This window comes from Paraburkholderia sp. MM6662-R1, from assembly GCF_050436245.1.
Lineage (GTDB): Bacteria > Pseudomonadota > Gammaproteobacteria > Burkholderiales > Burkholderiaceae > Paraburkholderia > Paraburkholderia tuberum.
The window spans coordinates 672,717-696,463 of the sequence record NZ_JBNDLV010000003.1; the positions used below are offsets into that span (position 1 = coordinate 672,717).

Below are 23,747 nucleotides of genomic sequence, written 5' to 3' on the forward strand. Positions count from 1 at the left end.
GGCGGACATTTTCCTGAAGTGAAGCGTGATATGAAGAATGCGACTGCGAGAAAAGCCCTGCCTGCCGGCGTAGCGAATGTACTCAAACGCCTGCACTATCCGCTGGACGTGATCCTGCTGTGTGTGCGGTGGTATGTGGCCTACTCGCTGAGCTTGCGAAATCTCGAGGAAATGATGGCCGAAAGGGGTTTCGAGGTCGACCATTCGAGCGTGCATCGCTGGGTGATCAAACTCGTACCGTTGTTCGAGAAGGCCTTTCGCAAGCACAAACGTCCGGTCGGCAAGAGCTGGAGGATGGATGAGACCTACGTCAAGGTGGGCGGCCAGTGGAAGTACTTGTATCGCGCGGTGGACAAGGCCGGTAATACGGTGGATTTCCTGTTGCGGGCGTATCGCGACAAAGCTGCCGCGCGCCGTTACTTCGAGAAAGCCATCGATCGGAACGGGACGCCCGAGACCGTGACCATGGATAAAAGCGGGGCGAATCTGGCCGCCCTCCAGGCCATCAACGCCGAGCGGGAAACGCCGATCAAGGTCCGGCAGGTCAAATATCTGAACAACATCGTCGAGCAGGATCATCGGGCGATCAAACGACGAACCAGGCCCATGATGGGCTTCAAGGATTTCCGGTGTGCCCGCATCATCCTGTCAGGCATTGAGACGATGCATATGATCAGGAAAGGCCAGATGAAGGACAGCGGCGTCGCCCGAACCGCCGCCGATCAGTTCTATTCGCTGCTGGCGTAAGGACTCCTTGTCATTGCGGAACTTTCTTGCCTTGCCAATCTTATCGGTAAGCGACATTTGAAGGCCGCCTTGACGATCAGAATTTGATTTCGAAGAGGCGTTCGTTGACGCTCTGGAGGTCAAAGGCAACAGGATCGAAACTACCGCCGCACCAGTCGAGCAACCGCTGGTGTTCGTCATGAGCCGGATCGATGATCGCGTCGAGGAACTCGATGTAGCCGGGTACGCCGCCAACATCTTCCGGTGGACAGGCATTGCGGCCGTCCAGGCAGAGGGGCGAGCGCAGCTGAGGGTCAGGTGGCAAGACCTTCTCGACCTTCACACGATGCTGCCAGTTGTCACCGTAATCGTAGATGTAGGTGAATGACTTCAGTGCACCGAGCGCCTTGCCCAGGCTCACCCGCGCTTCGTTGAGCATCGGTGGGTCACTCGGGAAGTCCGGATCGGGCACCCCGTAGTTGATGTCGCCGAACACGAATTCGTGCAGGTGGCCGCCATCCCAGCCCATCGCCCACAGCAGCACGACGTGCAGCTTCGGCAGCCTGATCGAGGCAGGGACCAGTACCCGTCTCCAGACCGCCGGCTTCAGATACTTCAGCTCGATGCGCAGCTGGTAGACCGGTACCTGTGAATTGACCGCGCGTAACGCGGGTTTGCGAGTCGATGCCATCGTCATGCAGCCTGACGGACCGGCTGCTCCACCGGCATCAAATGCCACGGCAGCAACGCGTCGATCCGGTTGATGGGATGATCGGCGATGCGCTCGAACACCATACGCAGATACGCATACGGTTCGATGCCATTCAGGCGTGCCGTTCCGATCAGGCTGTAGATGACCGCCGCACTCTGTCCACCGCCATCAGAACCTGCGAACAGATAGTTGCGCCTGCCGAGAACCAGCGGCCTGATCGATCGCTCCGCGGTGTTGTTATCTATCTCGATGCGCCCGTCTTCACAGTAGCGCACCAGCGCGTGCCAGTTCCCCAGCGCATACCGGATGGCCTTGCCAAGGCCCGACTTCGCCGAGACCTGCGCGAACGTATGTTCCAGCCAGTCCTTCAGTGTGCCTGCGAGCGGCAATGCCCGCGCCATGCGCACGGACTGCCGGACCTCCGGCTTGCGGCCGCGCACCTCGCGCTCGATGGCATACAGGGCCGCGATACGGCTGAGTGCCTCCTGCGCCACTGGCGAACGCTCCAGTTCGTACAGGTCGTAGAACTTGCGCCGCACATGCGCCCAGCATGCTGCCTCGATGATCGTGCCATCGCGGTACAGCGCATCGTAGCCACTAAAGGCATCTGCCTGCAGGATGCCCGACCAGCCCTGCAGATGCGTACGAGGTCGCTCTCCCTTGCGGTCGGGCGAGTACTGGTACCAGACTGCCGGGGGTGCCCGGCTGCCCGCCGGCCGGTCATCGCGTACATACGTCCACAAGCGTGCCGTACGTGTCTTGCCGCGTCCGGGTTCCAGCACCGGGACGGGCGTGTCATCCGTATGGATTTTCTGCGCCTCACGCACATACCGGCCAACGGCATCCGCCAGCGGCTGCAGCAGTGCGGCGCACTCGCGAACCCACGAGGCCAGCGTGGCACGATCGAGTTCAATGCCGGCACGGCGATAGATTCCTACCTGCCGGTATAACGGCATATGGTCAGCGTACTTGGCGACCATCACCTGTGCCAGCAGACCCGCACCGGCCATGCCACGTGCGATCGGGCGCGACGGCGCCGCTTCCTGGACGACCTTCGCACAACGGCTGCAGCTCAGCCGGGGGCGCACGTGGCGGATCACCCGGAAGTACCCCGGCACGTAGTCCAGCATCTCGGAGGCGTCTTCACCCAGCTTGCGCAGCCGGCCACCGCATTCGGGGCAGTCGCAGCCCTGTGGCCGGTGCGCAGGGAATTCGCGCGAGCGGCGGCGCAGTGGAACCACCGGCGCTGCCGTGTCTACGGGTTCATCCGACGCCGCTTCTGGCGCCGATGCGGGCACGGCACCTTGTTGCGGCAGTGTCCCGTCACCCAGTGCGAGCTGCAATTGTCCCGTCAGTTCTGCCATGCGTTCCGACGAGCGCCCGTACTGCCAGCGCTTCAGACGCGAGATCTCGGCGAGCAGGCGCGCGATGGTTTCTTCGCGCGAAACAAGCATGCGCTTGAGTGTGTCGATGTCGTCGGGGAGTCGGTTGACTGGCATGTCTGGGAGTTTACCAGGCACGTTCAGAAGTGGGGGCAAATTTACGCGGCGCATGTGGGCTTCCACGTCCGTTCGGGGCGTCGCCAGTCGATGCCTTCGAGCAGCATCGACAGTTGTGCCGCCGACAGATGGATGCATCCCGCGTCGGCCTGCGGCCAGATAAAACGGCCTCGCTCCAGGCGCTTGACGTACAGGTTCATTCCATCGCCACTCCACCACAGCAGTTTCACCAGATCGCCCCGGCGACCACGGAAGGCAAACACGTGGCCCGAGAACGGGTCTTGCTCAAGGGCCACCTGCGCCAGTGCAGCCAGACCATCCATGCCACGGCGCATGTCGGTGACGCCTGCGGCGAGCCAGATGCGGGTGCCGGTCGGCAGCGCGATCATGCCGGCCTCAGGCAATGCAGCACCAGTCGCAGCTGGGCTGGGTCTACCTTCCCGCTCACTCGCACGCGTGCGCCATTGAGCTCGATCTCGATACCTGAAGTCGCGGCTTCCTGTGCGCGCAATGGCAATTGCGCTGTCGGCACCGGTAGCGACGAAACCGCCATCGAATCATCCGGCGACATCGCCACCGGAACGAACACTGCCGTCTCGCTCACCGTCCTGTTGTCCAGCAGACCAGCACGGTACTGCCTGCGCCACTTGAACACCATGTTCGGATTCAGACCGTGCGACTGCGCGAGCTTTGCCACCGAGATGCCCGGCTCGCACGCTGCCATCGCAACTTCACGCCTGAATTGAGGCGCGTAATTCGGCCGCCCCTTGCGGCTCCCGGCACAGTCGATCTCTGTCATCAAAGTGGTCCCCACTACTCGAAGTGATGGGCATCACTTTGGACACTCTCAACGTCGACGTCGATACGGCCTTCAAATGACGCTTACTCTTATCGCGACACAACCCGTTTTTGTGCCATCAGCATAGAAACCGCATAGCTATGCTCCGTTCTCAGGCGTTCAAATTCTCTTAGGTACCGTCCTTCGACTCTCGCCGTAGTGCATACCCCGACTACGCCGTCGTCTTGCGTACGAGTGCGGCAGACGGCAACGTCGATATTTTCTGCGGCAACTTGAACCGGACGTCCTGAGCCGCAGTCCGAGCGGTAAACCTAAAAACGGCGATCACCCCGAGGCAACAAGCAGATCATGAGTAATCCGAGGCAATTTCGAAGGGACGATCTGTGCGCAGATGTAGCGCAGCAGCGCGCGCCAGCGATCGAGTTTCGGTGATTGCTCCGCGAGCTGTCTGACATGCTGCAGTGCCTTGCGGATATTGCCCACCAGCGCACGGATGGTCTGCGTCATCGCATGCAACGGCGTGAGATAGAGCCGGGTGCCGCCAGCGTGGCTGGCGCTCGTACCGACGGCGGCCAGCAGCAGCGGCCGGCTCGTCACCGCTTCGAGCCGACCTTGCGGATGAGCGGCGCGGCAGTACCACGACCACCAGTTGTAGACCAGCGCGCCGATCCGGGCCGTCGTCTGGCAGCGCGTGATGTCCTGCGTCGTGAAGCCGCCCAGGCCCCACTGGTTCTTCAGTTCGTCGAAGCCGTTCTCGCAATCGCCGCGGTCGCGGTACAACTGCGCGATCGAGTCCAGCGGATACGGTGCGTTGGTGACGAGGATCGTGTACTCCCACATCTGATGGGCGTCGAGCACCGCCACGTCGGCGATCGGCAGCCGAAGCTGTTGCTGATCCTTGCGCGGCGCGTTCACCACGTCGTCACGAATCCGGCGGCGCACGACGACCACGCGGCGTGTGCGCGACCAGCCGTCCAGCCGCAGTTCGCTTTCGATCGCCTGGCATCCCTGGGCATCCGCCTGCCCCCAGCTGCTGCGCCCCGCCAGCCGGGTAATCAGACGCTTCGCATTCCTGGTCTGGCGCAAACGAAGCAGGTAGGGCTGCGCCCGTTGCTCCAGCACGGCCAGAACACCTTCGTTTCCATAGCCGCAGTCGCCTCGTACCAGCACCGGGCGACACCCATCCAGTTCGTCGAGCAGTCGACCGAGCCCCTCCCTGGCGTGCAGCGACGCATGCTGGTTGCCCGGGCTCACCTGCACGTCCAGCACCAGCCGCAGGGTGCTGACCCAGAAGGTGTGCAGCACGTGGCTCGGACGCCCCGGCTTGTGCGGGTTGTAGCCCAGTTCCGCGCCTTCCTGACGTCCGTACAGCGGCTTGATGCTCGCGTCGATGTCCATGATCCACGGCGTCGCGAGCGCCTCGCGTACGCTGTTCATCAGCGCCGGGCGCATCCACGCCTCGCTGGCCACCGCATCGATCTGCAACAGCGAGCGTCGCACGGTGTCCTCGCTGACGGTGCGCTTCATACCCAGCGCCTGCGCCGCTACCGCGTCACCGCGCAGTGCCGTCACGTGAGCATAGCGGCGGTGGCCAGCAAGGACCGCGAGCACCAGCGTGCCCAGCACGTCACGTTTGTCCGACGTATTGCCGCCGCGATGCACGAGCGGACAAGCATCGACCCACGCATCGAACACGCCGGCGGTCGCGAGAAACTCGGCAAAGAACACCAGCTGGCCGTTTGGCGTCGCGTGCGCGGCCTCGTCCCAATGCACGTGCATGCGCCCGCCCATCGTGTCGACAATCATCGGTTCGGCGTCCGGTGCCGCCGCAATATCCCGGTCTGTCTTTTCACCCATCGGGTGAGTTTGCCAGACTTCCGAAGACCGTTGCCCGCATTGCCTTGGCGCCTGATTTCAAACCTTCAACTGCCGTTTCTAGGGTAAAGCAACTCCGTGTGCCATTCATCCGTGAGATCGATCGCGACTGACGGGTACCGGCTCCGACAGGCGTGCCAGATGTGATACACGGATCGACGAACGCGCCGACGCCCGTCACGACTTCGACCTTGTGCGCCTTCGCCATCCCGGCGAACCCGCCCGTCAGCTTCTTAAGGTGACTTCCAAGTTAGCGTCACGCGACACCTCGGCAACTTCGACGACGAGCGCGGTGTGCAGCGGCGCCCTCCGATCGACTACATCAACGTTCAGGCACACGCGGCGCAACGCCGAATATCGTTCGACTAGCACTATCTTCATGCCAGGATCGGCGGCGCACGCTTCTCAGAAAGGGGGAAATCCGATTAGTCTCGCGACACGCTCCACCTTCCCGGGACCTGAAACATCCGCACCCACACTCTCTTATTGCCATGCCGTGAGCTCCGAGGCATGCCCACGCGCCCTCATGACGACTCTTCAAGTGCACTGAGCTCCGCGAGCGTTATCGGCTTTAGTGGGGGCCGCACGCGTTGGAAACCAACCGCAGCAACGGAGCGACATTGCGCAGATGCAAGCAAATTAGCAACGGTGTAGCCGCATTGACGACCCTGACACGGGCCCATGCCCGCGCGCGTGAACGCTTTTAGCTGGTTCGGCCCCGGCTGGCCGAGCTGCGCGGCCAGCCGTACATCGCCAGCGGTTACCTCTTCGCAGCGACAGACAATCGTCTCATCGGGCGGCGTGAAAATCTCCGTACGCGGCCGATAGATCGAATCAAGCAGAGGCCGCATCGCCAGCTCATGTCCGAGCCGCCGATGCAGCGGCGCTGCAAGCTCGCTTGCGCGCTCGACTGAGAGTGCGCCCGAGGAAAGCGCGACGCCGGTAGCAGCAAGTTCACCGCGTGTGCACGCGGCTTTCGCGCCGCCGATGCCGGCGCCGTCGCCTGCGACATAGAGACCAGTCATGCTGGTTTCACCCCACGTATCAACTTCGGGCGCAAAGCAAAGTTGTGCTTCGTTCCATCGATGGCTGCATCCCATCGCCTGAGTGAAGTGGATAGACGGCACGACGCCTTCATGAACCAGAAGAATGTCGGCAGCCACATCGCCCGACAGCCCGTTCTCGGTGCGATAGACAATCTGTTCAAGACGGCCGATACCGAAAGCGCGAAGGCTACTGACGTTCCGAACAATGGGGAACCCCCTCCCGCGCAATCTTGCCGACCACAGTAGCCCCTTAAGGAGATCATGCCAGCCGTCAACTGCACCACGTAGAGTCGGAAGGCCCCGACGGAGGGCGCCGCGGGGAGTCGTGTCAAGCCAACCTGCAATCCTACCGCCGGCGTCGAGCAGCTGGGTCATGTAGAGCAGTGGCAATGGACCACTACCGGCTATCCAGACGGGTTGATCGGGTATCTGGTGAGCGCTTTTATGCAGAATCTGCGCGGCGCCGACTGTCATTACACCCGGAAGCGTCCAACCTGGGAAAGGCATGGGCCGTTCCTGTGCGCCCGTCGCTAGTAACACATGGCGCGCGCGAATACTTTCGGCGCCATCCGCGCGGCTCAAAAAGACAATCCACTCCCCGGAACCGGCCGGTTTCCCTGGGCTAGGCGCTCGCTCGATCTGCCATACACGGGTCTCCGGCAGGTAGTGCGCACCGCATTCGCGAAAGTTCTGTACCACTGCCGCGCCTGCGCTGTACGCAGCGCCTAACCCTTGATGAACACCGCGTCGGACGTTTTCTTCGATGGCGCGCCATATCTGACCGCCAGGTGCCTGCTGTTCGTCTACGAGGATCGTGGTCATTCCAAGACGAGCAGAACGTATTGCGGCACTCATGCCGGCAGGTCCTGCACCTACAATCAGAATATCGAACGTTCGCATCACGAATGCACCTCACCACTCCGAAGATCGCCACTACCGTCTTCTGACTCAGCGATCGCCTGACTGAGATTGCGGCGACCGTGTTGGCGTTGGATGCGCATCCCGTCGCGCACGATCGTCAGACAGGTCTGCGTGGACGCTACACCGTCAACGACAGCAAGACATTCGAAGCACACACCCATCATGCAAAAAGGTCCGCGTGGACTGCCGCTTCGCGGCGTGGTGCGAGCGACGGGGTTGTCCTCGCGCACGAGGACTGCCGCCACGGATTCGCCTCGCTCGGCGTTCACACGCCTGCCGTCGATCGATACCGTGACCACGGCGTCCTCGGCGGGATTAGATAACTTGCGAAACATCAAAGCGCCTATGATGGAAGAACTCGAAGTTTTCTGGCAGTACGTTGCGCGCGAGAGCATCCGCAACTGGTCCAGCATGAACCGCCGCGAGGGTGATGCCGGAATGACAGAGAGCGATCCAAGCACCAGGGTACGTTGAAGATTGTGCGTATACCGGATGCTCGTCCGGGGTGATGATGCGCAGACATGCCCAATGCCTAACAAGGCGAGCCATAGCAAGGTCCGGCAAAATTCGTAGGGCTCGCTTTGTCATCTTGGCAGCGGTGAAGGTAGTAGTACCGAGATCCATACCGACTTCCTCATGACTTACACCTATCATTACTGTACCGTCGCGAGTCTGGCGAATGCCGCTAGCGGGGAGGCGCAGAATTGGCTCGAGCCGTTCAGTGACCAGCAACTGGCCACGCAGGGGACGCAACGGGACGTCGAGCGCCACCATTGCCCCCAGAGCTGTGGAACCAAGCCCGGCCGCAATGATCAACTGTCCCGTTTCGAAACAACGCGGACCTGTCGAGGTTTGCACATGAACACGAAAACTACCGTCAGGACATGGCTCAATCTTCGACACCGTGTGATTGCCAGCTAGAGTGCCGCCACGTAACTCAATGGCTTGCTGCAGCGCCCGCAACAGCTTAAGCGGATTGCAATGGCCATCGGCAACGCCAATTCCAGCCCCCACCACTTCCCGCCCGAGCCGTGTACCAGGCAGCAGCCTTTCTAATACCGATCGATCGATCATGCGCGAACACGGGTCGATTTTCGGGCTTTGCGCATTCCAGCTCGCGAGGAATTCGGCTTCCTCTTCAAAATCCGCTTCGCTTAGGCAAAAGCGCAAGCAGCCATCGTTTTCATACTCGACATCAATGCCAGTTTCATCGTGCAGCGCTGTTGCGAAAACGGACCAAAGTGCGACGCTCTCGCGTGACAGCTGCTGGTAGCGGGGCGCGCCATATCCCTTCCCGTATGCGCCGACAAGACCGAAATTCGCTTTCGACGCGCGCGGGTCGCAATCACCCCCGTCGAGCACAAGCGCACGCTTCCCTCGCCCTAGCATCCCGTGCGCCAATGCGCAGCCGACAACACCGCCGCCAACTATGACGACGTCATGGTTTTCGCGTATCAAGCCCGCCTCTTTTCCTAAATGATTTTGGTTAACTCTATGATCGTCGCAGCAAGGCGTCAAAGTCGAATTTCAGGTACGAGGTATTCTCAGCGGTTATGGTCCAAAACGCGGGCGCCCCCGGTAGGCGATAGAGCTCGCGTGCCCATGGACGACCGCTTCCATCGCGACAACAATCTCGGCAGCACGGGCGCTCGCAAAAGCCCCAAACCCAGCAACGAGACGCCACACTCCATGATTGGTCCCAACGCATAACTTCATTGCCAAGGCGATACGATCAATGGACCGTGTTAGGCGGCCGTAGCTGACCGCGAATTTAGTCAGCCAACGAAACTTCTGTGGCGGCGTTCGGCTGTGGTCGAGACAAACGCCCCAGTTGGGTTACGCCATCCCGCAGAAAAAAAGGCAACTCAATCGAGCAAGGCTTTGGTTGGTGAGCATCGCGGGAGCATTCGGCAAGCAACGGTACGCACGCTGAAGAAGGTGACGGGATGTTCGCGCGCTCAACGTAAGCCCCTACGATCCCGTGTACATGCTATCCCAAACACAGGTCAGCATGCAGTAGTGGCAAATGACAACTGAAACCGACGCGGAATCAAGGCCGTTCTGTAGTGGCCAAGTTATTTCGGACAGGCAGATAGGTTCTTTCACTGTCGGTTTCGCCTCGTAGGCAACGGGCGATAGATACCCCAAAGTCGAATGCAAGCGTACGGCGTTGTACAAGTGCGTTTCATACTGCCCAACCTCGCTATGTTGTTGATAAATCTAGAGAGCCCTGTTGTGTCGTTGGTATTGTGGGGTGTCCACGCCGTGCGCGAGCCCGTTCGACGAGTTCGGTAACTGCGTCCCCGGTTAACGAATTGCGATTGAAGATCCATGGCCCGTTGGGTAACGGATGTTCGGCTGGGATCTTGTTGCGCTCAACTGCGAGCCTGAGCGTTCCGGGGCTCACACCGATGAACGCCGATGCCTCGGTCAACGTCATCCATCCTTCAGCAGCACGTCGTTCGCTCGAATAGACCGGGATCTGATGGTGGCTGCGCAACGCGGTGACTCGCTCCTGGGTCCAGAAGTTACCCCGGCCGGTTCGCAGGTCATTGCGATTGAGTACGCCGGCGATCACCAGATCCGGACAGACACGGACGAGCTGGCGCACGGCATCAATTGCTTCACGTGACGTATGCGTAGTGTTCTCTCCGCGGCGCCGCCGCGGTACGCGAATCTCGGTATGTACTCCGCCCTTCCAGTGAATGACGAGCACGATTTCGCTCGTTGCGTCGTCAACGTCAACGACGACTTCGTGGATCAGGGTGCGCACTATGCGCTTCTTCAGGCGGGCGTCGGCCTGCGGCCAGATCGATTCCAATGCAGTGGCAAGATCGGCAAACTCCTCTGGCTGGATAGGCGGTATCTGGCCGGATGTGCCCGACTGTTGCTCGATACGCGATTCCAGTTCCTCTACGCGTAGTAGCGCATGATTCCAGCGCCGCTCCAGTTCGTCGGCGACAAGCCGGTTCTCGGGGTCAGCAGCATCGTACTGTTTCTGCGCGCGTTGCGCGGCGTAGCGTGCAGCCTGAAGATCCCGCTGCAACGCGGCCAGCACTTCGTCCTGCTTCAGGGTCTCTTCTTCGCGCGCCACGATTGCTGCCTCAATTGCCGCCGGTTGAACGACCTGCAAGACCGCCTCGGCGATGGCCGCGTCCGCGCGTGTGCCACCGAACGCAATACAACGCGGTTGCCCCTTGTCCATCCAGCCGCGATGACAGCTATAGCGCAAGGCGTCGTGCCTGTTACCCGTGTAGTGTAGCGTCAGCTTGCTCGCGCAGCGCCTGCAGCGCAACAGTCCCGCCAGCAGAGCCTCACCGTTCTTCGGGGCGCCAGCGTGTCCGGCCAGACGCAGGTTGCCGCTAATGGCACACTGGATCCGTTCGAATTCGTCCCAGTCAACGTACCCTTCGTGGGCATTCGGAATGAGCGCAAGCCACTGATCCCGTGGTTTGCGGCGATCACGTTTGCGTGGTTCCCCAGCCTCGTAATGGATCGCGCATTCGGTCTTGCCATAGGCATACGTGCCACCGTAGATCGGGTTGGTCAGGATCCGGTACAGCGTGCCGTAGCTCGGCCGTTTCCATTGGATTTCGCCGCGCGGCATGCATGCCGGCAACTGCAGGCCGTGCTCCAGGAACCATAACAACGTCTGACGCACCGAACCAATCGCGCCGAACTGGCGGAATACCGAGCGGATGGCGTCCTGCACGCGCAAATCCGGATCCTTCTCCAGGCGCTGGTCTTCGGTCTTGCAGTAACCCACCGGCGCCGCGACAATGAGTTCGCCGCGTTTGGCCTTCTCCCGACGAGCTTCGAGCGAACGCTGACGCAACAGATCCAGCTCGTATTCGTTCAGGCTGCCCTTCAAGCCGAGCAGCAAACGATCGTTGCTCTGCCGCGGTGAGTAGACGGTCTCCTGATCGACGAGCACCGTGTCGACGACGCGGCACACCTCAACCAGTTGCTGCCACTCGCGACTGTTGCGCGCGAATCGTGAAACCTCGCGAGCGGCAACTGCGCCGACGTGCCCAAGACAGACCTCTGCGACCATCCGTTCGAAGCCCGTGCGCGTTTGCGTTCCGGCCGCAGAGCGTCCCAGATCCTCGTCGATCACCTCGATCTCGTTCCAGCCCAACTGATGCAGACGATCCTGCATCGCATACTGCAGCTTCTGGCTCTCCAGATTGTGGCTGACCTGATAGGCCGACGACTGGCGCACGTACAGCATGGCCTTGCGCGCCAGATGCTGCGCCCGAATCTTGTCACTCATCGCGCACCTCCGGCTCGTGTACGGCGGCGAGCAACCCGCGACGCTGTTGCCGCAGCAGTTGCGCCAGCAAACGCACCGTCTGCTGCCGGACCTCCTGCGGCAGGTGCGCCCATTGTGGTGTCTTCGGAAAGGGACGGAACAGGTCGAGTTGACCGCCCGGTTGGGGGTTTGTCTGGCGTCGCATCAGCACCTCCTGTACGGAGCAAAGGATGGTGCTCGGCTTGTACCATACCGCGCGGCGTGGCAGCAGGCGCCTGCGCCAGCAGGTACTTCAGTTCCCTCAATGCTTCACAGCTGACGGCGGGAGACGTTGCCGAGGTAATGCGACAGCAGGCAACGGGATCGAACATCCATTGCGGCACCTCCAGCAAGCCTGCCGTGTCGAACGGCTCTCGCCCACAGCGCAGCACTGACTCGGCGTTCTTCCTCTCTATCGTGGTGAAAATCCATACCGTGTGCCCGTACCACGGATGCCAGCGGTAGAGAACCTCCTTTGATTCGCTGATATGGGCGTTGTGTTGACGGCTTGTATAATTCGCGCCGACCACACTCGACGCTCGACTACGTCAGCCCCATGACGTTCGAGAAAAACTGGTTCGCCGCCCAAGAGGGGCGAGCCGCGCAAATCTCTCAGCTATGGGATTCGCCAAACAGGGGCAAGGTCATGATTCAATCAGCCACTGCCCGGCCGGCAGTCATGTTTGCCAGGTCTGAGCGCCCTCAATCCGTCTTCTCGCGAACGCTTCGTCTTCATGCCCGCATAAGGCATCCCGCACTATTTAGTGCACTCATCAGTACGATGATCAATTTCAGCGTTCTGCTAGGTTTGCTTTGTCGCCGACTCACCGAATATCTCCGTCCACGCCTCTTCCGCAACCTGTTTAGCGCATCGTTCATACTCCTGAACACGCTCGATGTTTTTCGCCAATCTCGCATGACAGAAATGAAAATACTCGGGAATATCGGGCTTGAACCGCCTGATATCTAAGCGACAGCTCATGTCGATGACAGATAGGGGATGTACCAAGGAAATCCCCAGTCCCGCCGAGACGAATTCACACAGAGTGGGCGTAGTTTCGCTTTCTAACACGACGTTGAGGTCGACGCCGTAAGAACGGATAGCGTCATTGAAAGCACTGGTCGTCCGGTTATCTGCCGCATATCCGATAAAAGGGATTCCCTCAATATGCTCGGGGGTGATAAATTCAAGTTGGCTCAGCGGGTGTCCTTTTGGCATGATGCAAACTAACGGGCTCTCCATGATAGGCGTCACCACCGAATTTGGGCTGCTCATCAAGCTCGTTGTGAATCCAACGTCCATCTGACGCGTGGCGACGCGATCCGACACAATGTTGGACGCTCGCATATGGATCGTCGGACGAACGTCTGGACACCGAGAGAGGAACATCATCGTCGCCCGCCTGATGAATGATCCGGATAATTCTGGAAGCACTCCGATAGCAAAGTGACTCATGTCCTTCCGCCGGATGATTGCGATCGCCTCTTCAATTTGTCTTAGACCCGCAAATACTCGATCGACTTCACCGTACAAGCGCATGCCTTGTGCCGTCGCAGTTAGTCGGCCTTTAACTCGTTCGAACAGTAGAAGACCTGTCTCCTCCTCAAGGTGGACTAGCAGTTTGCTCACGGCAGGTTGGGTCACGTGAAGAACCTCGGCTGCTCGACTCACCGTGCCTTGCTCGATGAGAGCTTTAAATGCCTCTATCTGCCGTAGTTGAATTTGTCTTTTCATATGCCGGCTGCTTTTTCTAATGTCATTCCTAGACTAGGAAAATGCTGATTAATGTGCGGCCCGTTCGGCATGCAGAAGAACAGGCGTCGAAATTTCCGGATAACGAATCGAATCGGCGCTCATTTCGGGGAATTCGGCTCGTAAACGAGCCTCTTGGTTTCCTCGCGCTTGTCTACGCCGATGTAGCCCGCGTCGCCGATCTGTCCTTTTGAAGCTGTGAAGAACGCTTGTTCTGACGGTCGCAGCGTTTACCCGGCACCGCTGAGCGTCCCTGCTAGCAGTCACTTCCATATGCAACCCATTTTCAGCTCCTTGGATGCCGGGTAGACAACGCAACTCGCTCGCTGTATGCACCGGTAGCCACAGCTTGCGGACGATCCTCAACAAGCGGAGACATTTTTGTCATTTCTTACATCGATGACCGATGAGTTTCCGAACTACGCGGGCTACACAAATACCGTTCTTAAACGAACTGGATCTCCGACAAGCTTTCCGTCAAACCACGCATGTCGCCTCGTCTGGCGTCCGAAATGGCCCTGACCACAATGTTCTGCTGCTCGGGAGTGGCAACGAAACGCGTGGCCTGTCGAAACTTATCCTCGAGTTTATCCCACGGAAGACCGTTGTCCTTCGGGAAGGTTACAGGTGAAACAAAGCGCTGATCCCCGCATGTGACCGTGACACGGGCTGGCAGCATGCCGCTTTCCGCATAGATCTTGTCCAGCTCCGGACTTAGCGAAAGCTCCACCTTGTGTGAAAGCGCAGTGACAGAGGGATTGTTTAGGACATCGCCAGTCAGTGGCAACAGAGCCTCGTGACCGTAGTGCGCGACCAACGCGAGACAATATGGATGACTATACTGAACATCCATTATATCTCTAGGTTCTTTCCAGTTCGAAATGCGTAAGGCCGGCCCGTATGTTTCGACCTCAATCCTGTCGATACTTCGACCCACTAACCGATGTTCTTTGATCAGCTCGATTAATGCATCAAGCGCACCGTGTAGATGCCTGCAACAGCAATACGGCTTAAAGCCCGTCGTGCGAATGTACTGGTAAGAACCGAGGTCTAGATCGTTCGGAAAATTGTAGTAACGCGTTGCGTCCAAGATATTGCGGGCGCCGTGAAATCCGTTCTGCGCTGATGCAAGCGACTCCAAGCCGGTCACGACAGCCCACGTGATGCCTTCCTTGACATGGTTTGGCTCGGGATGCGGTTTTCGGGGAGCGGGAGCGCTCGCCAACGACTGATTGGGTGCACTTTCCCCAGCAATCGCCAAAGCGTGTTCCATCACCTCGCGGGAGGACCGGCGAAGCGCCGCAGCCGTAGCGACGACTGCATAAGGCGCCCAAGTACCACTACTTCCGTAGGCGCGCGCAGCGCTAATCGCTGTACCCACTTCATAACCGATGACAATCGCATTTAATAGCTCTCCCAAGGTGGCTTTCGTCTCTTTGGCAACGGCAATGGCTGTTGGAATGACGGCGGCGCCAGGATGGCCCCGAGATGCCGGCGTGTCATCGTCGAGGTCTAGCGCAGAACCGGCGGCACTGTTTGCCCAAGCAGCTCCAATGACGGAACTGGTCTCTCCCGTAAACCAAATAGGAATGTCGCCAGGAGGTCGCGTTTCGTGAGCCGTCTTTCGGATCGCAAGGGCCGCCGCCTGCCCAACTCCAGCGCCAACAGCACTGAGCAGATCCAGGATACATTTGAGCGCGAATTCCAGCGACTCTTCTGGAGCTCGATTTTCCCGCGCCTCCACGATATAAGCGGAAAATTTTTGGACGATCCCGCCTTGGGGATAACGCTCGTCCTCGATCACATTAGTCGTCATGGTGCCTCGATAACATCAATTGAACATTTCGAACTTGATAGTTGGCTGCAAGTGACACTTTAATGCGCAACACCGCGATGTCCACCCACGATCCCGTTTTGCTGTCGGCCTGCCATAATCGAGGCAGCCGGACACTCTTCAAACATCAAGCCGTCGGCCATGAGAAAAAAGCTGTACACAAGGGCCAATTGCCCTCGTGTACCCGGACGGAGCCGCCCGTAACGGGACAATGTTGGTTCGTGCCGTCAGGCCACTTCTACGTCGTCGAACTGTTGACGCGTTCATGGGCGACCGACACCGTACCGAAGTGCTTAATGCATGGCCGCTGCAGCAGAAGATCCGAACGTGCCGCGATCGCGTCTCTTCGGACTAATCCGCCTTTCGATCATGAATATAACTCTGCTGATAAGAAAGTTCATGCTGAGATATATGCAGCCAGCTATCAAAAATACCTCTAGGGGGCGGTAGCTCTCAGAGATGATTTGCTTAGCCACTCCTGTCACTTCGACTATGGTGATTGTCGACGCAAGTGACGTTGACTTGATCATAATCATAAGTTCGCTTCCATAAGCTGGGAGTGCTTGCCGCATTGCGATCGGGAAGACAATTCTGCGGAATAAAAGGACGCTCGACATGCCAATTGACCGCGCCGCTTCAATTTGTCCCCATGGTACTGACTGAACACCACCACGAATGATTTCGCTGGTGTATGCCGCAGTGTTCAGCGACAGAGCTAAAATCGCACAAAACCACGCATCGCGAAATAGCGCCCACAGGCCGAGGTGTTCCAAGACAATTCTAAACTGCCCCGATCCGTAATAAATCAGGAACATTTGCACCAGAAGCGGCGTGGACCGCACTACATATACGTAACCATAACCGAGAGAAGCCAAAAGTCTACTGTGTGAAAGCCGAGCCAATGCAACTGGGACCGCAAGCAGGAAACCAACAAAAAGCGACACGGAAGCCAATGCGACGGTCGCGGGAACCGCCGCAAGAAGCTTGGGAAACGACTCATATATCAGCTGAAAATCCATCACCGACTCCTTACGCCGCGGTTAGCCCACTTCTCTGCTCTCAGAAATCCCTGGTTAGAAATCGAAGAAAGCAAAAGGAAAATCACGAAGGCGACCAGATAAAACGTAAACGGTTCTTTGAAAGATCCAGCTCCGATGGCAGCTGTGCGCATGATTTCAACCAACCCAACAACGGAAATGAGCGAGGTATCCTTTAACGCCAGTTGCCAGACATTCCCCAGACCGGGCAAGGCGAATCTCGCGGCCTGTGGGATAAGAATCCGACGAAGTAGCACTGTCCGCTCCAATCCCATTGCCACTGCCGCTTCAATTTGTCCTGTTGGAATGGCTATGACCGCCGCCCGTATGACCTCTGTCGCATAGGCGCCGGCACTGATGCCGATGCAGAGCACACCGACTGCGAAGACGGGCAGTTCTATATAACCTTCGAAGCCGAAAACAGCGTTCGCGACATAGCGGAGCAACGTATCCCCACCAAAGAACACCAGAAAAATTATCAGCAGCTCGGGAATTCCGCGTATGACCGTCGTATAGACGTCAGCTAGAAAACGCAGCAAACTGAAGCGAGAGAGTTTTGCCGCGGCAAAAACCGAGCCGAGCAAAATGCCGACGGGAAATGAACATACCGCGACGGCAACGGTCATAAGGGTGCCACGCGCAAATTCATCAACCCACGCTGTGCTTCCCCATGCGAGCACTGAAATATTCACATTCATTCCCCATCAAATTGAGTTCGGCTATGCATAAACGACCGTATTCACTTACCTATTCCTTCGGCGAATTGTCGAAGCCGAACCACTTGATGGCAAGTCTGCGCAGGCTGCCATCCGAAATTGCTTCCCCGATCGCCTTGTCGAACATCGCACGTAGCTGATCGTCATTTTTGCGAAATCCAGCGGCCACTCGGCTGCCGAACGGCCCGTTCGTCATACTAGGGCCAAATGTCCGCAGGTTTTTGCCGTCGGGCTTGTCCATCAACGGCTTGAGGAAATTGAACGAAACCATTCCCGCATCAATTCTCCCAGCCGTCAAGTCGAGCATCATGTTATCCGTGGTGTCATATGTCGAAACTCTCACGGTCGGCATGAACTTCTTCATGAATGTCTCGAAGTTGCTGCCCACCTGTACCCCAACGGTTTTTCCCTTGAGAGCGGAGGTGATTTTTTTTATCGCTGACTCCTCATCAGCATCAAATTTGTCCAAATTCAGATTTGATGGCGATATTTTGAGAGCGGTTAGATCGCTCGCCGATGTGGTGACGAAAACCATCGGAGTGGTTACGTACGGCCTGGAAAATGAGATAACTTTTTCTCGGGCGGGTGTGATCCCTATTGCAGCCATAATTGAATCAAACCGACCGGACAAGAGAGAGGGAATTAGGCTGTCATAGGCCTGATCGACGATTTCGCACTGCAATCCCATCCGTCGGCACAAGTCGCTAGCTACATCGATCTCAAAGCCAACCATCTTGCCGCTCTTGTCCTTGAAGGCATACGGAGCATACGAAGCTTCGGTACCAATCGTGATTCTCTTGTACTCCTTGGCCATAACAGGGTCGCAGAGCATCAATGCAGCAGACAGCATTCCAATAAGCGCACCGATTTTCAGGAACTTCATGAGCATCTCCTGGACTATGTCCTATCTTCTTCGTTTTACGATTCTCGGAATTTCAATATCGCGTTTTAAGTCAGTCAAAGTACACGCGAGAGAAATTCACGACATCTCGGCGATGCTGGATTTTTGAAAACCTCTTCTGGCGTCCCTTCTTCCTCAATGCGTCCCCTTTCAAGAAAGATCATCTTGTTGGAGACATCACGAGCAAAACCCATCTCATGAGTAACGACTATCATAGTGCGCCCCTCTTCCGCCAACTTCCTGATGACTTTCAGCACTTCTCCCACTAATTCGGGATCGAGTGCGGAGGTCGGCTCGTCGAAAAGGAGCGCAGCCGGTTGCATCGCGAGCGCACGCGCGATGCTTACCCGTTGCTGCTGCCCACCAGACAACTCGGATGGGTAACACGCGTGCTTGTCCGCAACGCCAACTTTCCCAAGGAAATCCATTGCCCTATCGCGCGCTTCGTTCTTTGGCAGCTTCAGCACATGGACTGGCCCTTCCATCACATTTTGCAGCACGGTCATATGGGACCACAAATTGAAGCCCTGGAAGACCATACCGAGTTGCGTGCGCATCTGGTCAACTTTCTTGCGATCCATCCCGACGACGCGACCGGTTGCGTCGGTTTCCACGCTGATCTCGCGCTGCCCCACCGCGATGCGGCCTTTGGTAGGGACCTCAAGGAGATTCATGCATCGCAAAAACGTACTTTTTCCCGACCCAGAACTACCAATTAACGAGATCACGTCGCCCCGCTCAGCCTGAAGCGAGACCCCTTTGAGCACTTCGTGAACGCCGTAACTTTTGTATATGCCATCGGCTACGAGAGCCGGTGTTTTATGGCCCACCATGCCGATCGTGGTCCCGCCCGCCTCTGGGGTCATTGACAAGGCGTAACTCGCAGATTGGTACGCCGATCGAAGTGCATTAACCACCTTCATCTCATCTCCTCATGACTGAACATCTCAGGTTTGACATTTACGTCAACCTGAGAAGGATTATCGTTATAGATATTAATTAAACGTTGTACTGCCTTGCGCTGTCGGACCTGCAATGAACGCGGTGGAAGCGCCAAGCACCCTCGACGGACGAAAAAAGGCGGCCGCCGGTCGTTCGCTCGATTTACGCCCGTCTCAGCGCCGAGCGATTGCGGATAAGCTCAGAATACGTATGCCCAAATTGGGTGTCAAAGTCGAGTTGAGACACGATGGTATTCCTCCGGGTTATACCTGCCTTCCGTTACATCGGGCACGTTTGCGGGTCGCACGAGCGCATGTTGAGGTTGCGTCCCAAGACTTCGGTCGCGTGCCCGTTCTGGATTTGGTACGATTTGCACCACGTACGCAATGCGAGCATTCTGATGTCAAGGAGACCGCCGCACGCCTCGGAAAATGGCCATCTCCAGGAGCCAACCCATCACAGAACCTCCCGTGATTGAGCCCCTTTTACTCTTCGATCCAATTTAACGCTCGTTTGAGGTCGAAATTGTTCCAAGGTTTTCGTTTGCCTTCGGCCGATCGGCAGAGCGCCCGCAATTTGACTACCAATGTCATCAGCGACCAATGATCTCTTGAAGGGCGAGGTAGGCGCTGGCTTGCCTCGGGCTGCCAGCGATGCGGCAATAATGCGACGATGGGCTTGGCCCTCGTGGGCAGGCGGGTGAGGATGTCCTTGAGATTGCGTGCGGGTCTTGCCTATTGAGTTGCGCGAAGCGTAGTAAGCCACCGGCCGATACGCGCGTCTTCGCCGGCGGCAAAGCGCACGAAGCTCACACGGCTGTAGCCGAGGCGGCATACCACTTGTCCCCGATATGTCCCTCTAACGTAAATACACCCGGTGCGTAGTCGAGCTTCTCCTGGATGTCCTCGCCGATTCGCACGCATTTCATCACCGAAACGGTGATGAGGCTAACCTCAATCCTTGAAGTTATCCCCCCAAAAATCGTATTATTAGAGCTTCTTAGGCATTCGGACGCGCAATACTCTTTTCGAACGAAGTACTCATACAGGCCTTTAACGGCTCCAAGTCAGCTTTTGAGCGCAGTTCTTCAACCGCGGCGAGCAGTTGCTTTTGCTGCGCACCAGTGGCGTGAAACCGCGTCGCCGCAACGTATTTTGCCTTGAGTTCTTCCCAAGAGAGGGAGTCACCGGCTTCGCCGCGTGGCTCGGTAACCTCCGATACATACCGACGTCCCCCACACACGATTGTGACTCGCGCGAGTGTTCTGGCAGGGAATTGTTTATCAATTTCGGCGTCGACCGTTAGCGAGACCTTGTTGGCGAGTGCGCTCACTCCCTCGTAAGTTAAGCAGTCTATCGTGAGGGGCAAAAGCGACTCTCGTCCCGCGAGGGCGGCGAGGGCCACGCAATAAGGGATGCTGTACTGAACGTCAACAAGGGTAGCTGGGCAGGTCTGGTTCGCGATGCGCAGCGCCCCGCCGTACGTCTCGATGTCGATCGCCTCAATCGCCTTCGCATCGAGTTGATATTGCTCGATCAGCTTCAGGGTGGCTTCCAAGGGCGGGTGAACGTGCCGACAGCAGCAATAGAGCTTGTAGTAGGCATTGCAGATATGCAGAGACTCCCCGAGGGGCGATACGTCGGCAAACCTATAGAGCAGACCGCTGTCAAGTATGTTCCGGGGACCGGTGAACCCGCCTTCTGCGAGATCGAGCGCGAGCATCCCGGTCACTACGGACCATGGTATGCCCTCCTTAATGTCGCTGCTCTCCGGTGTTGGGAAGGAGAGCGGTGGCGCGCTCATGAACAACGAATTGGGCGCGCTTTCGCCTGCGATAGCCAACGCATGCTCGACTACACTACACGAGGCACACCTCAATGCCGCGGCTGTTGCGACAACTGCGTAGGATGACCACGTACCTGTCGTACCGTATGTTGTACGGGCCGCAGCGATCGATACGCCGACTTCATAACCGATGACGATTGACGCAATCAAATCTTCCAGCCCGGCTCCCATTTCAGCCGCAACCGCAAAGGCCACCGGAATGACCGCCGCGCCTGGGTGCCCGCGCGCGCGTCGATGCCCGTCGTCGAGATCCAGCATCGACGCAGCCGCGCTATTCGCCCACGCAGCACCGACGACCGAACTGCCCGTTCCCGTGAACCACATCGGTATATCGCCCGATCCCAGATATTTACATGCTGTCGCGCGAATCGCGACAGCACCTGGTTCGCTAGCCCCTGCCCCCACCGCGCATAAGAGGTCGAGGATGCGTTTTAGCGCAGATTCCCTGGCAACCCCGGACACCCGCCTACCGCGAGCTTCGACGACATAAGATGCAATACGATGAATCGTGCTTTGCTGCAGAGAAAGCTCGTCATCAGGCGGAGGATTGTTCATGACGTTCCAGAATTATGTGACCCGACCAAATGTGCGTAACGCACAAATCTATGTTCAAAATGATTGCACCGGCGTGCGACCGCCCAGGGATCCGATGGAAGCCCTTGGTCGTCGCCACGGATACGACGGACGGGTCGTAACGTCTCCAAGGGGACTCGAAGCTTTGTCAATGAGCATGCGAGTACTTGCCCTGAAAAATCGGAATGCCCCTTTTCGCAAGTAACCCGAACCCGACCACCTTTGGCAACATCTACGCCGATCTGCGACGCCCGACCGTCCTTAATAACAATTGTGCGCTGATGCTACTGCCAACCCACCCGATGCTCACTCGAGTGACGAGACATGTTAGGCGCGTCTCGTCGAAAAATCAAAGTCTGATTTTCAAACGTCAACATTCCAGAAGGTTATAGCGCTGCATTGTTTTATCCCGAGCATTTAACGAAATGCAGGGTCTATTGGCGAGTACATCGTCTCTGCATAAACACCAGAAAGAGGCGGGGATATGTCGTTGCACTACGGACGGGATGCCGTTTTTGGCCGGGACCGAAGCCCCTTTCATGCGCAGCGTACCGAATGATGCACTGATCTCGACGTCCAGCGCGGGAGATCACGAAGCTGCAGACGTTGCTGAAACGATGAAGACAAATGGCTTGGAGCAAAGGTGCGAGGCGAACTGGGCCTGAGTTGCTCGCTTTCCTAAAGGCAACTCCGCACCCATAACCTTCCAGAATACATCCACGATCAAACCGGACTTTGACACGAGATATTTGCCTCTCTATTCTGAGCCCCATTAGCTTTGCTTCTCACTGGATAAGACGGAACGTGCCTTTTCTGCCGCAGTTTGATGCAGCCAATAAAAGTTTTTACAAGGACAAACGCTTGTCTTGCAACCGCCAGTGTTTTCGCACGTAAGAGCATCGCATTGAGCACCAAAACCCGCCACACTCAATGTAGTTTTGCAGATCGATGCTATCTCATATGCGAAAAACGTGTAGGTGACGTTTCGTTTGCCCTCTCCAAAAAGCGATGGGTTTTGGCTTGGCTGAGAAACTTAATACATAACCGCCTAGGTCGTGCACGGCCAGTAAACTATTTCAAGGTATAAGGCACATGCAAGTGACAATCGTGGGAGCCGGCGCAATCGCTTTGGGTTATGCGGCGTATCTCATACAGAATGGACATAAACCGAAAGTTTGGTCTCCATCTGGAGCCCGGACTGCAGACTTCGTTGCTGGACTTCCCCTTCACGTGAAGGGAGCGGTCGAGGGAGAGTTCTACTTGGAAGTCTGCGGGAAAGCGGAAGATGTCGGCGACGCCGATGTCATTATTTTGGCATTGCCGGCCTACGGATACCGATTCGTCCTCGACAGCATCATCCCTCATATCCGCGCACACCATAGCGTAATTATCAGCGCTCATCTTTCATTTGCCGCTCTCTACATTTCCCAGCGCCTTGCGGCGCGGAGGCTCGTCATCCCCATAGCAGCTTGGAGCACCACGGTGCTAACGTGCAAGACTCAGTCTGCGAGAGCTATCACGGTAGGCACGATCCGCGCCAAGGTCGACATGGCCGCATTTCCAACCCGCCACATCCACCGGATTCATACCACTTGCGTTTTCACTCTTCGGAGACCGGTTCGCACTGAAGGACGACATGCTGACGCTGACGCTCAGCAACATTAATCCGCAAGATCACATGGGTATTGCGCTAGCCAACTTGACCCGTATTGAGAAGGGCGAAAGCTGGAGGCAAAACTCCAATCTGACACCAACAGTCGGGAGGCTCCTTGAGGCTCTAGACCAAGAGAGACTTACCATTGCAGCAGCATTCGGAAAGTCAGTGAGAACGACCTTTGATCATTGCAGGCTGTCTTTTGGCGTGGTTGGTGACTCACTTTCGGCAATATCGGAGCAACTGGTCCGGCAAGGGAGTGATCCGCTCGGCCCGAGAGACATCGCGACACGCTACGTGCTCGAAGACGTGCCATTCGGGTTGGTACCGACGCTTCGACTCGCCGAGCTGGCTGGGGTGAGAGCACCCTTGCACGAGGGCGGCGTGGTAATTCTCGGCGCTTGTTACGGTCGGGACTTTGTGGCGGACAACGACATTCTTCCCGAGATTGGACCGCTTCAAATCGACACCCTCAAGAGGCTTGTGGTCGACGGCTATGCCGTTCCAACCTAGATGCCATTACATCCGGCGCGGCGCTCGATGGGCGTCCGAGTCCCACGCCACCGACGCAATAAAAGCAGAAGTACTATGCCGCAAATCCAGACTTCGAGTTTATGAGAAAC

The 23,747-nt window shown here is 57.7% G+C and carries 20 protein-coding genes and 1 pseudogene; 3 read left to right on the forward strand and 18 right to left on the reverse strand.

What is annotated here, in order from left to right; translation table 11 throughout:
- Nucleotides 1-30: 30 nt before the first annotated feature.
- On the forward strand, nucleotides 31-747 hold the full coding sequence (locus OKW39_RS25805) for an IS6 family transposase (RefSeq protein ID WP_429563987.1): 717 nt from the start codon (nucleotides 31-33) through the stop codon (nucleotides 745-747).
- 76 nt (nucleotides 748-823) lie between these two features.
- On the opposite strand, the gene OKW39_RS25810 is transcribed toward OKW39_RS25805, so the two are convergent.
- The 18 genes and pseudogenes from OKW39_RS25810 to OKW39_RS25895 form a co-directional block, all read right to left on the reverse strand.
- Nucleotides 824-1,417 carry a plasmid pRiA4b ORF-3 family protein gene (locus OKW39_RS25810; RefSeq protein WP_429332306.1) on the reverse strand — a complete coding sequence of 198 codons (594 nt, stop codon included), beginning with the start codon at nucleotides 1,415-1,417 and terminating at the stop codon, nucleotides 824-826.
- Nucleotides 1,418-1,419: 2 nt separating this feature from the next.
- A complete protein-coding gene (gene tnpC, locus OKW39_RS25815; protein ID WP_429563988.1) occupies nucleotides 1,420-2,937 on the reverse strand; it encodes an IS66 family transposase in 1,518 nt (505 codons plus the stop codon).
- Nucleotides 2,938-2,978: 41 nt separating this feature from the next.
- A complete protein-coding gene (gene tnpB, locus OKW39_RS25820) occupies nucleotides 2,979-3,326 on the reverse strand; it encodes an IS66 family insertion sequence element accessory protein TnpB (RefSeq protein ID WP_090801994.1) in 348 nt (115 codons plus the stop codon).
- Entirely contained in the window at nucleotides 3,323-3,736 is a 414-nt protein-coding gene (gene tnpA / locus OKW39_RS25825; protein ID WP_090801995.1) for an IS66-like element accessory protein TnpA, read from the reverse strand. Before tnpA ends, tnpB begins: the two co-directional genes overlap by 4 nt.
- Nucleotides 3,737-4,060: 324 nt before the next feature.
- Entirely contained in the window at nucleotides 4,061-5,593 is a 1,533-nt protein-coding gene (locus tag OKW39_RS25830) for a transposase (RefSeq protein WP_429562411.1), read from the reverse strand.
- A 169-nt stretch (nucleotides 5,594-5,762) separates the two neighbouring features.
- Nucleotides 5,763-6,007, reverse strand: a pseudogene (locus OKW39_RS25835) (dihydrolipoyl dehydrogenase); the annotation flags it as partial.
- 128 nt (nucleotides 6,008-6,135) lie between these two features.
- On the reverse strand, nucleotides 6,136-7,557 hold the full coding sequence (locus OKW39_RS25840; protein WP_429563989.1) for an FAD-dependent oxidoreductase: 1,422 nt from the start codon (nucleotides 7,555-7,557) through the stop codon (nucleotides 6,136-6,138).
- On the reverse strand, nucleotides 7,557-7,991 hold the full coding sequence (locus OKW39_RS25845; protein ID WP_429563990.1) for a (2Fe-2S)-binding protein: 435 nt from the start codon (nucleotides 7,989-7,991) through the stop codon (nucleotides 7,557-7,559). Before OKW39_RS25845 ends, OKW39_RS25840 begins: the two co-directional genes overlap by 1 nt.
- Nucleotides 7,894-9,036 (reverse strand): NAD(P)/FAD-dependent oxidoreductase, encoded by a 1,143-nt coding sequence (locus OKW39_RS25850; protein ID WP_429563991.1) that lies wholly within the window; start codon nucleotides 9,034-9,036, stop codon nucleotides 7,894-7,896. Before OKW39_RS25850 ends, OKW39_RS25845 begins: the two co-directional genes overlap by 98 nt.
- Nucleotides 9,037-9,781: 745 nt before the next feature.
- Nucleotides 9,782-11,851 carry a recombinase family protein gene (locus OKW39_RS25855; RefSeq protein WP_429563910.1) on the reverse strand — a complete coding sequence of 690 codons (2,070 nt, stop codon included), beginning with the start codon at nucleotides 11,849-11,851 and terminating at the stop codon, nucleotides 9,782-9,784.
- Nucleotides 11,844-12,035: a hypothetical protein gene (locus OKW39_RS25860; protein ID WP_027803874.1), complete on the reverse strand. Its 192-nt coding sequence runs from the start codon at nucleotides 12,033-12,035 to the stop codon at nucleotides 11,844-11,846. Before OKW39_RS25860 ends, OKW39_RS25855 begins: the two co-directional genes overlap by 8 nt.
- A gap of 636 nt (nucleotides 12,036-12,671) precedes the next feature.
- On the reverse strand, nucleotides 12,672-13,604 hold the full coding sequence (locus OKW39_RS25865) for a LysR substrate-binding domain-containing protein (protein WP_090811254.1): 933 nt from the start codon (nucleotides 13,602-13,604) through the stop codon (nucleotides 12,672-12,674).
- A gap of 463 nt (nucleotides 13,605-14,067) precedes the next feature.
- Nucleotides 14,068-15,438 (reverse strand): MmgE/PrpD family protein, encoded by a 1,371-nt coding sequence (locus OKW39_RS25870; RefSeq protein WP_429359646.1) that lies wholly within the window; start codon nucleotides 15,436-15,438, stop codon nucleotides 14,068-14,070.
- A gap of 311 nt (nucleotides 15,439-15,749) precedes the next feature.
- Nucleotides 15,750-16,475 (reverse strand): ABC transporter permease, encoded by a 726-nt coding sequence (locus OKW39_RS25875; protein ID WP_090811259.1) that lies wholly within the window; start codon nucleotides 16,473-16,475, stop codon nucleotides 15,750-15,752.
- Nucleotides 16,475-17,191: an ABC transporter permease gene (locus OKW39_RS25880; protein ID WP_429332317.1), complete on the reverse strand. Its 717-nt coding sequence runs from the start codon at nucleotides 17,189-17,191 to the stop codon at nucleotides 16,475-16,477. The genes OKW39_RS25875 and OKW39_RS25880 overlap by 1 nt, the downstream gene beginning before the upstream one ends.
- 49 nt (nucleotides 17,192-17,240) lie before the next feature.
- Nucleotides 17,241-18,092, reverse strand: a complete 852-nt coding sequence (locus OKW39_RS25885; RefSeq protein ID WP_184010321.1) for a transporter substrate-binding domain-containing protein — start codon at nucleotides 18,090-18,092, stop codon at nucleotides 17,241-17,243.
- A 74-nt stretch (nucleotides 18,093-18,166) separates the two neighbouring features.
- Nucleotides 18,167-18,943 carry an ABC transporter ATP-binding protein gene (locus OKW39_RS25890; protein ID WP_429332824.1) on the reverse strand — a complete coding sequence of 259 codons (777 nt, stop codon included), beginning with the start codon at nucleotides 18,941-18,943 and terminating at the stop codon, nucleotides 18,167-18,169.
- A gap of 1,108 nt (nucleotides 18,944-20,051) precedes the next feature.
- Nucleotides 20,052-21,452, reverse strand: coding sequence for an MmgE/PrpD family protein (locus OKW39_RS25895; RefSeq protein ID WP_429332318.1), 1,401 nt, complete (start codon nucleotides 21,450-21,452; stop codon nucleotides 20,052-20,054).
- A 1,110-nt stretch (nucleotides 21,453-22,562) separates the two neighbouring features.
- Here OKW39_RS25895 and OKW39_RS25900 point away from each other — a divergent pair.
- Both OKW39_RS25900 and OKW39_RS25905 read left to right on the forward strand, forming a co-directional pair.
- Entirely contained in the window at nucleotides 22,563-23,135 is a 573-nt protein-coding gene (locus OKW39_RS25900; RefSeq protein WP_429563992.1) for a ketopantoate reductase family protein, read from the forward strand.
- Complete coding sequence (locus OKW39_RS25905) at nucleotides 23,107-23,637, forward strand: NAD/NADP octopine/nopaline dehydrogenase family protein (protein WP_429563993.1); 531 nt, start codon at nucleotides 23,107-23,109, stop codon at nucleotides 23,635-23,637. Before OKW39_RS25900 ends, OKW39_RS25905 begins: the two co-directional genes overlap by 29 nt.
- The last annotated feature ends 110 nt before the right edge of the window (nucleotides 23,638-23,747 follow it).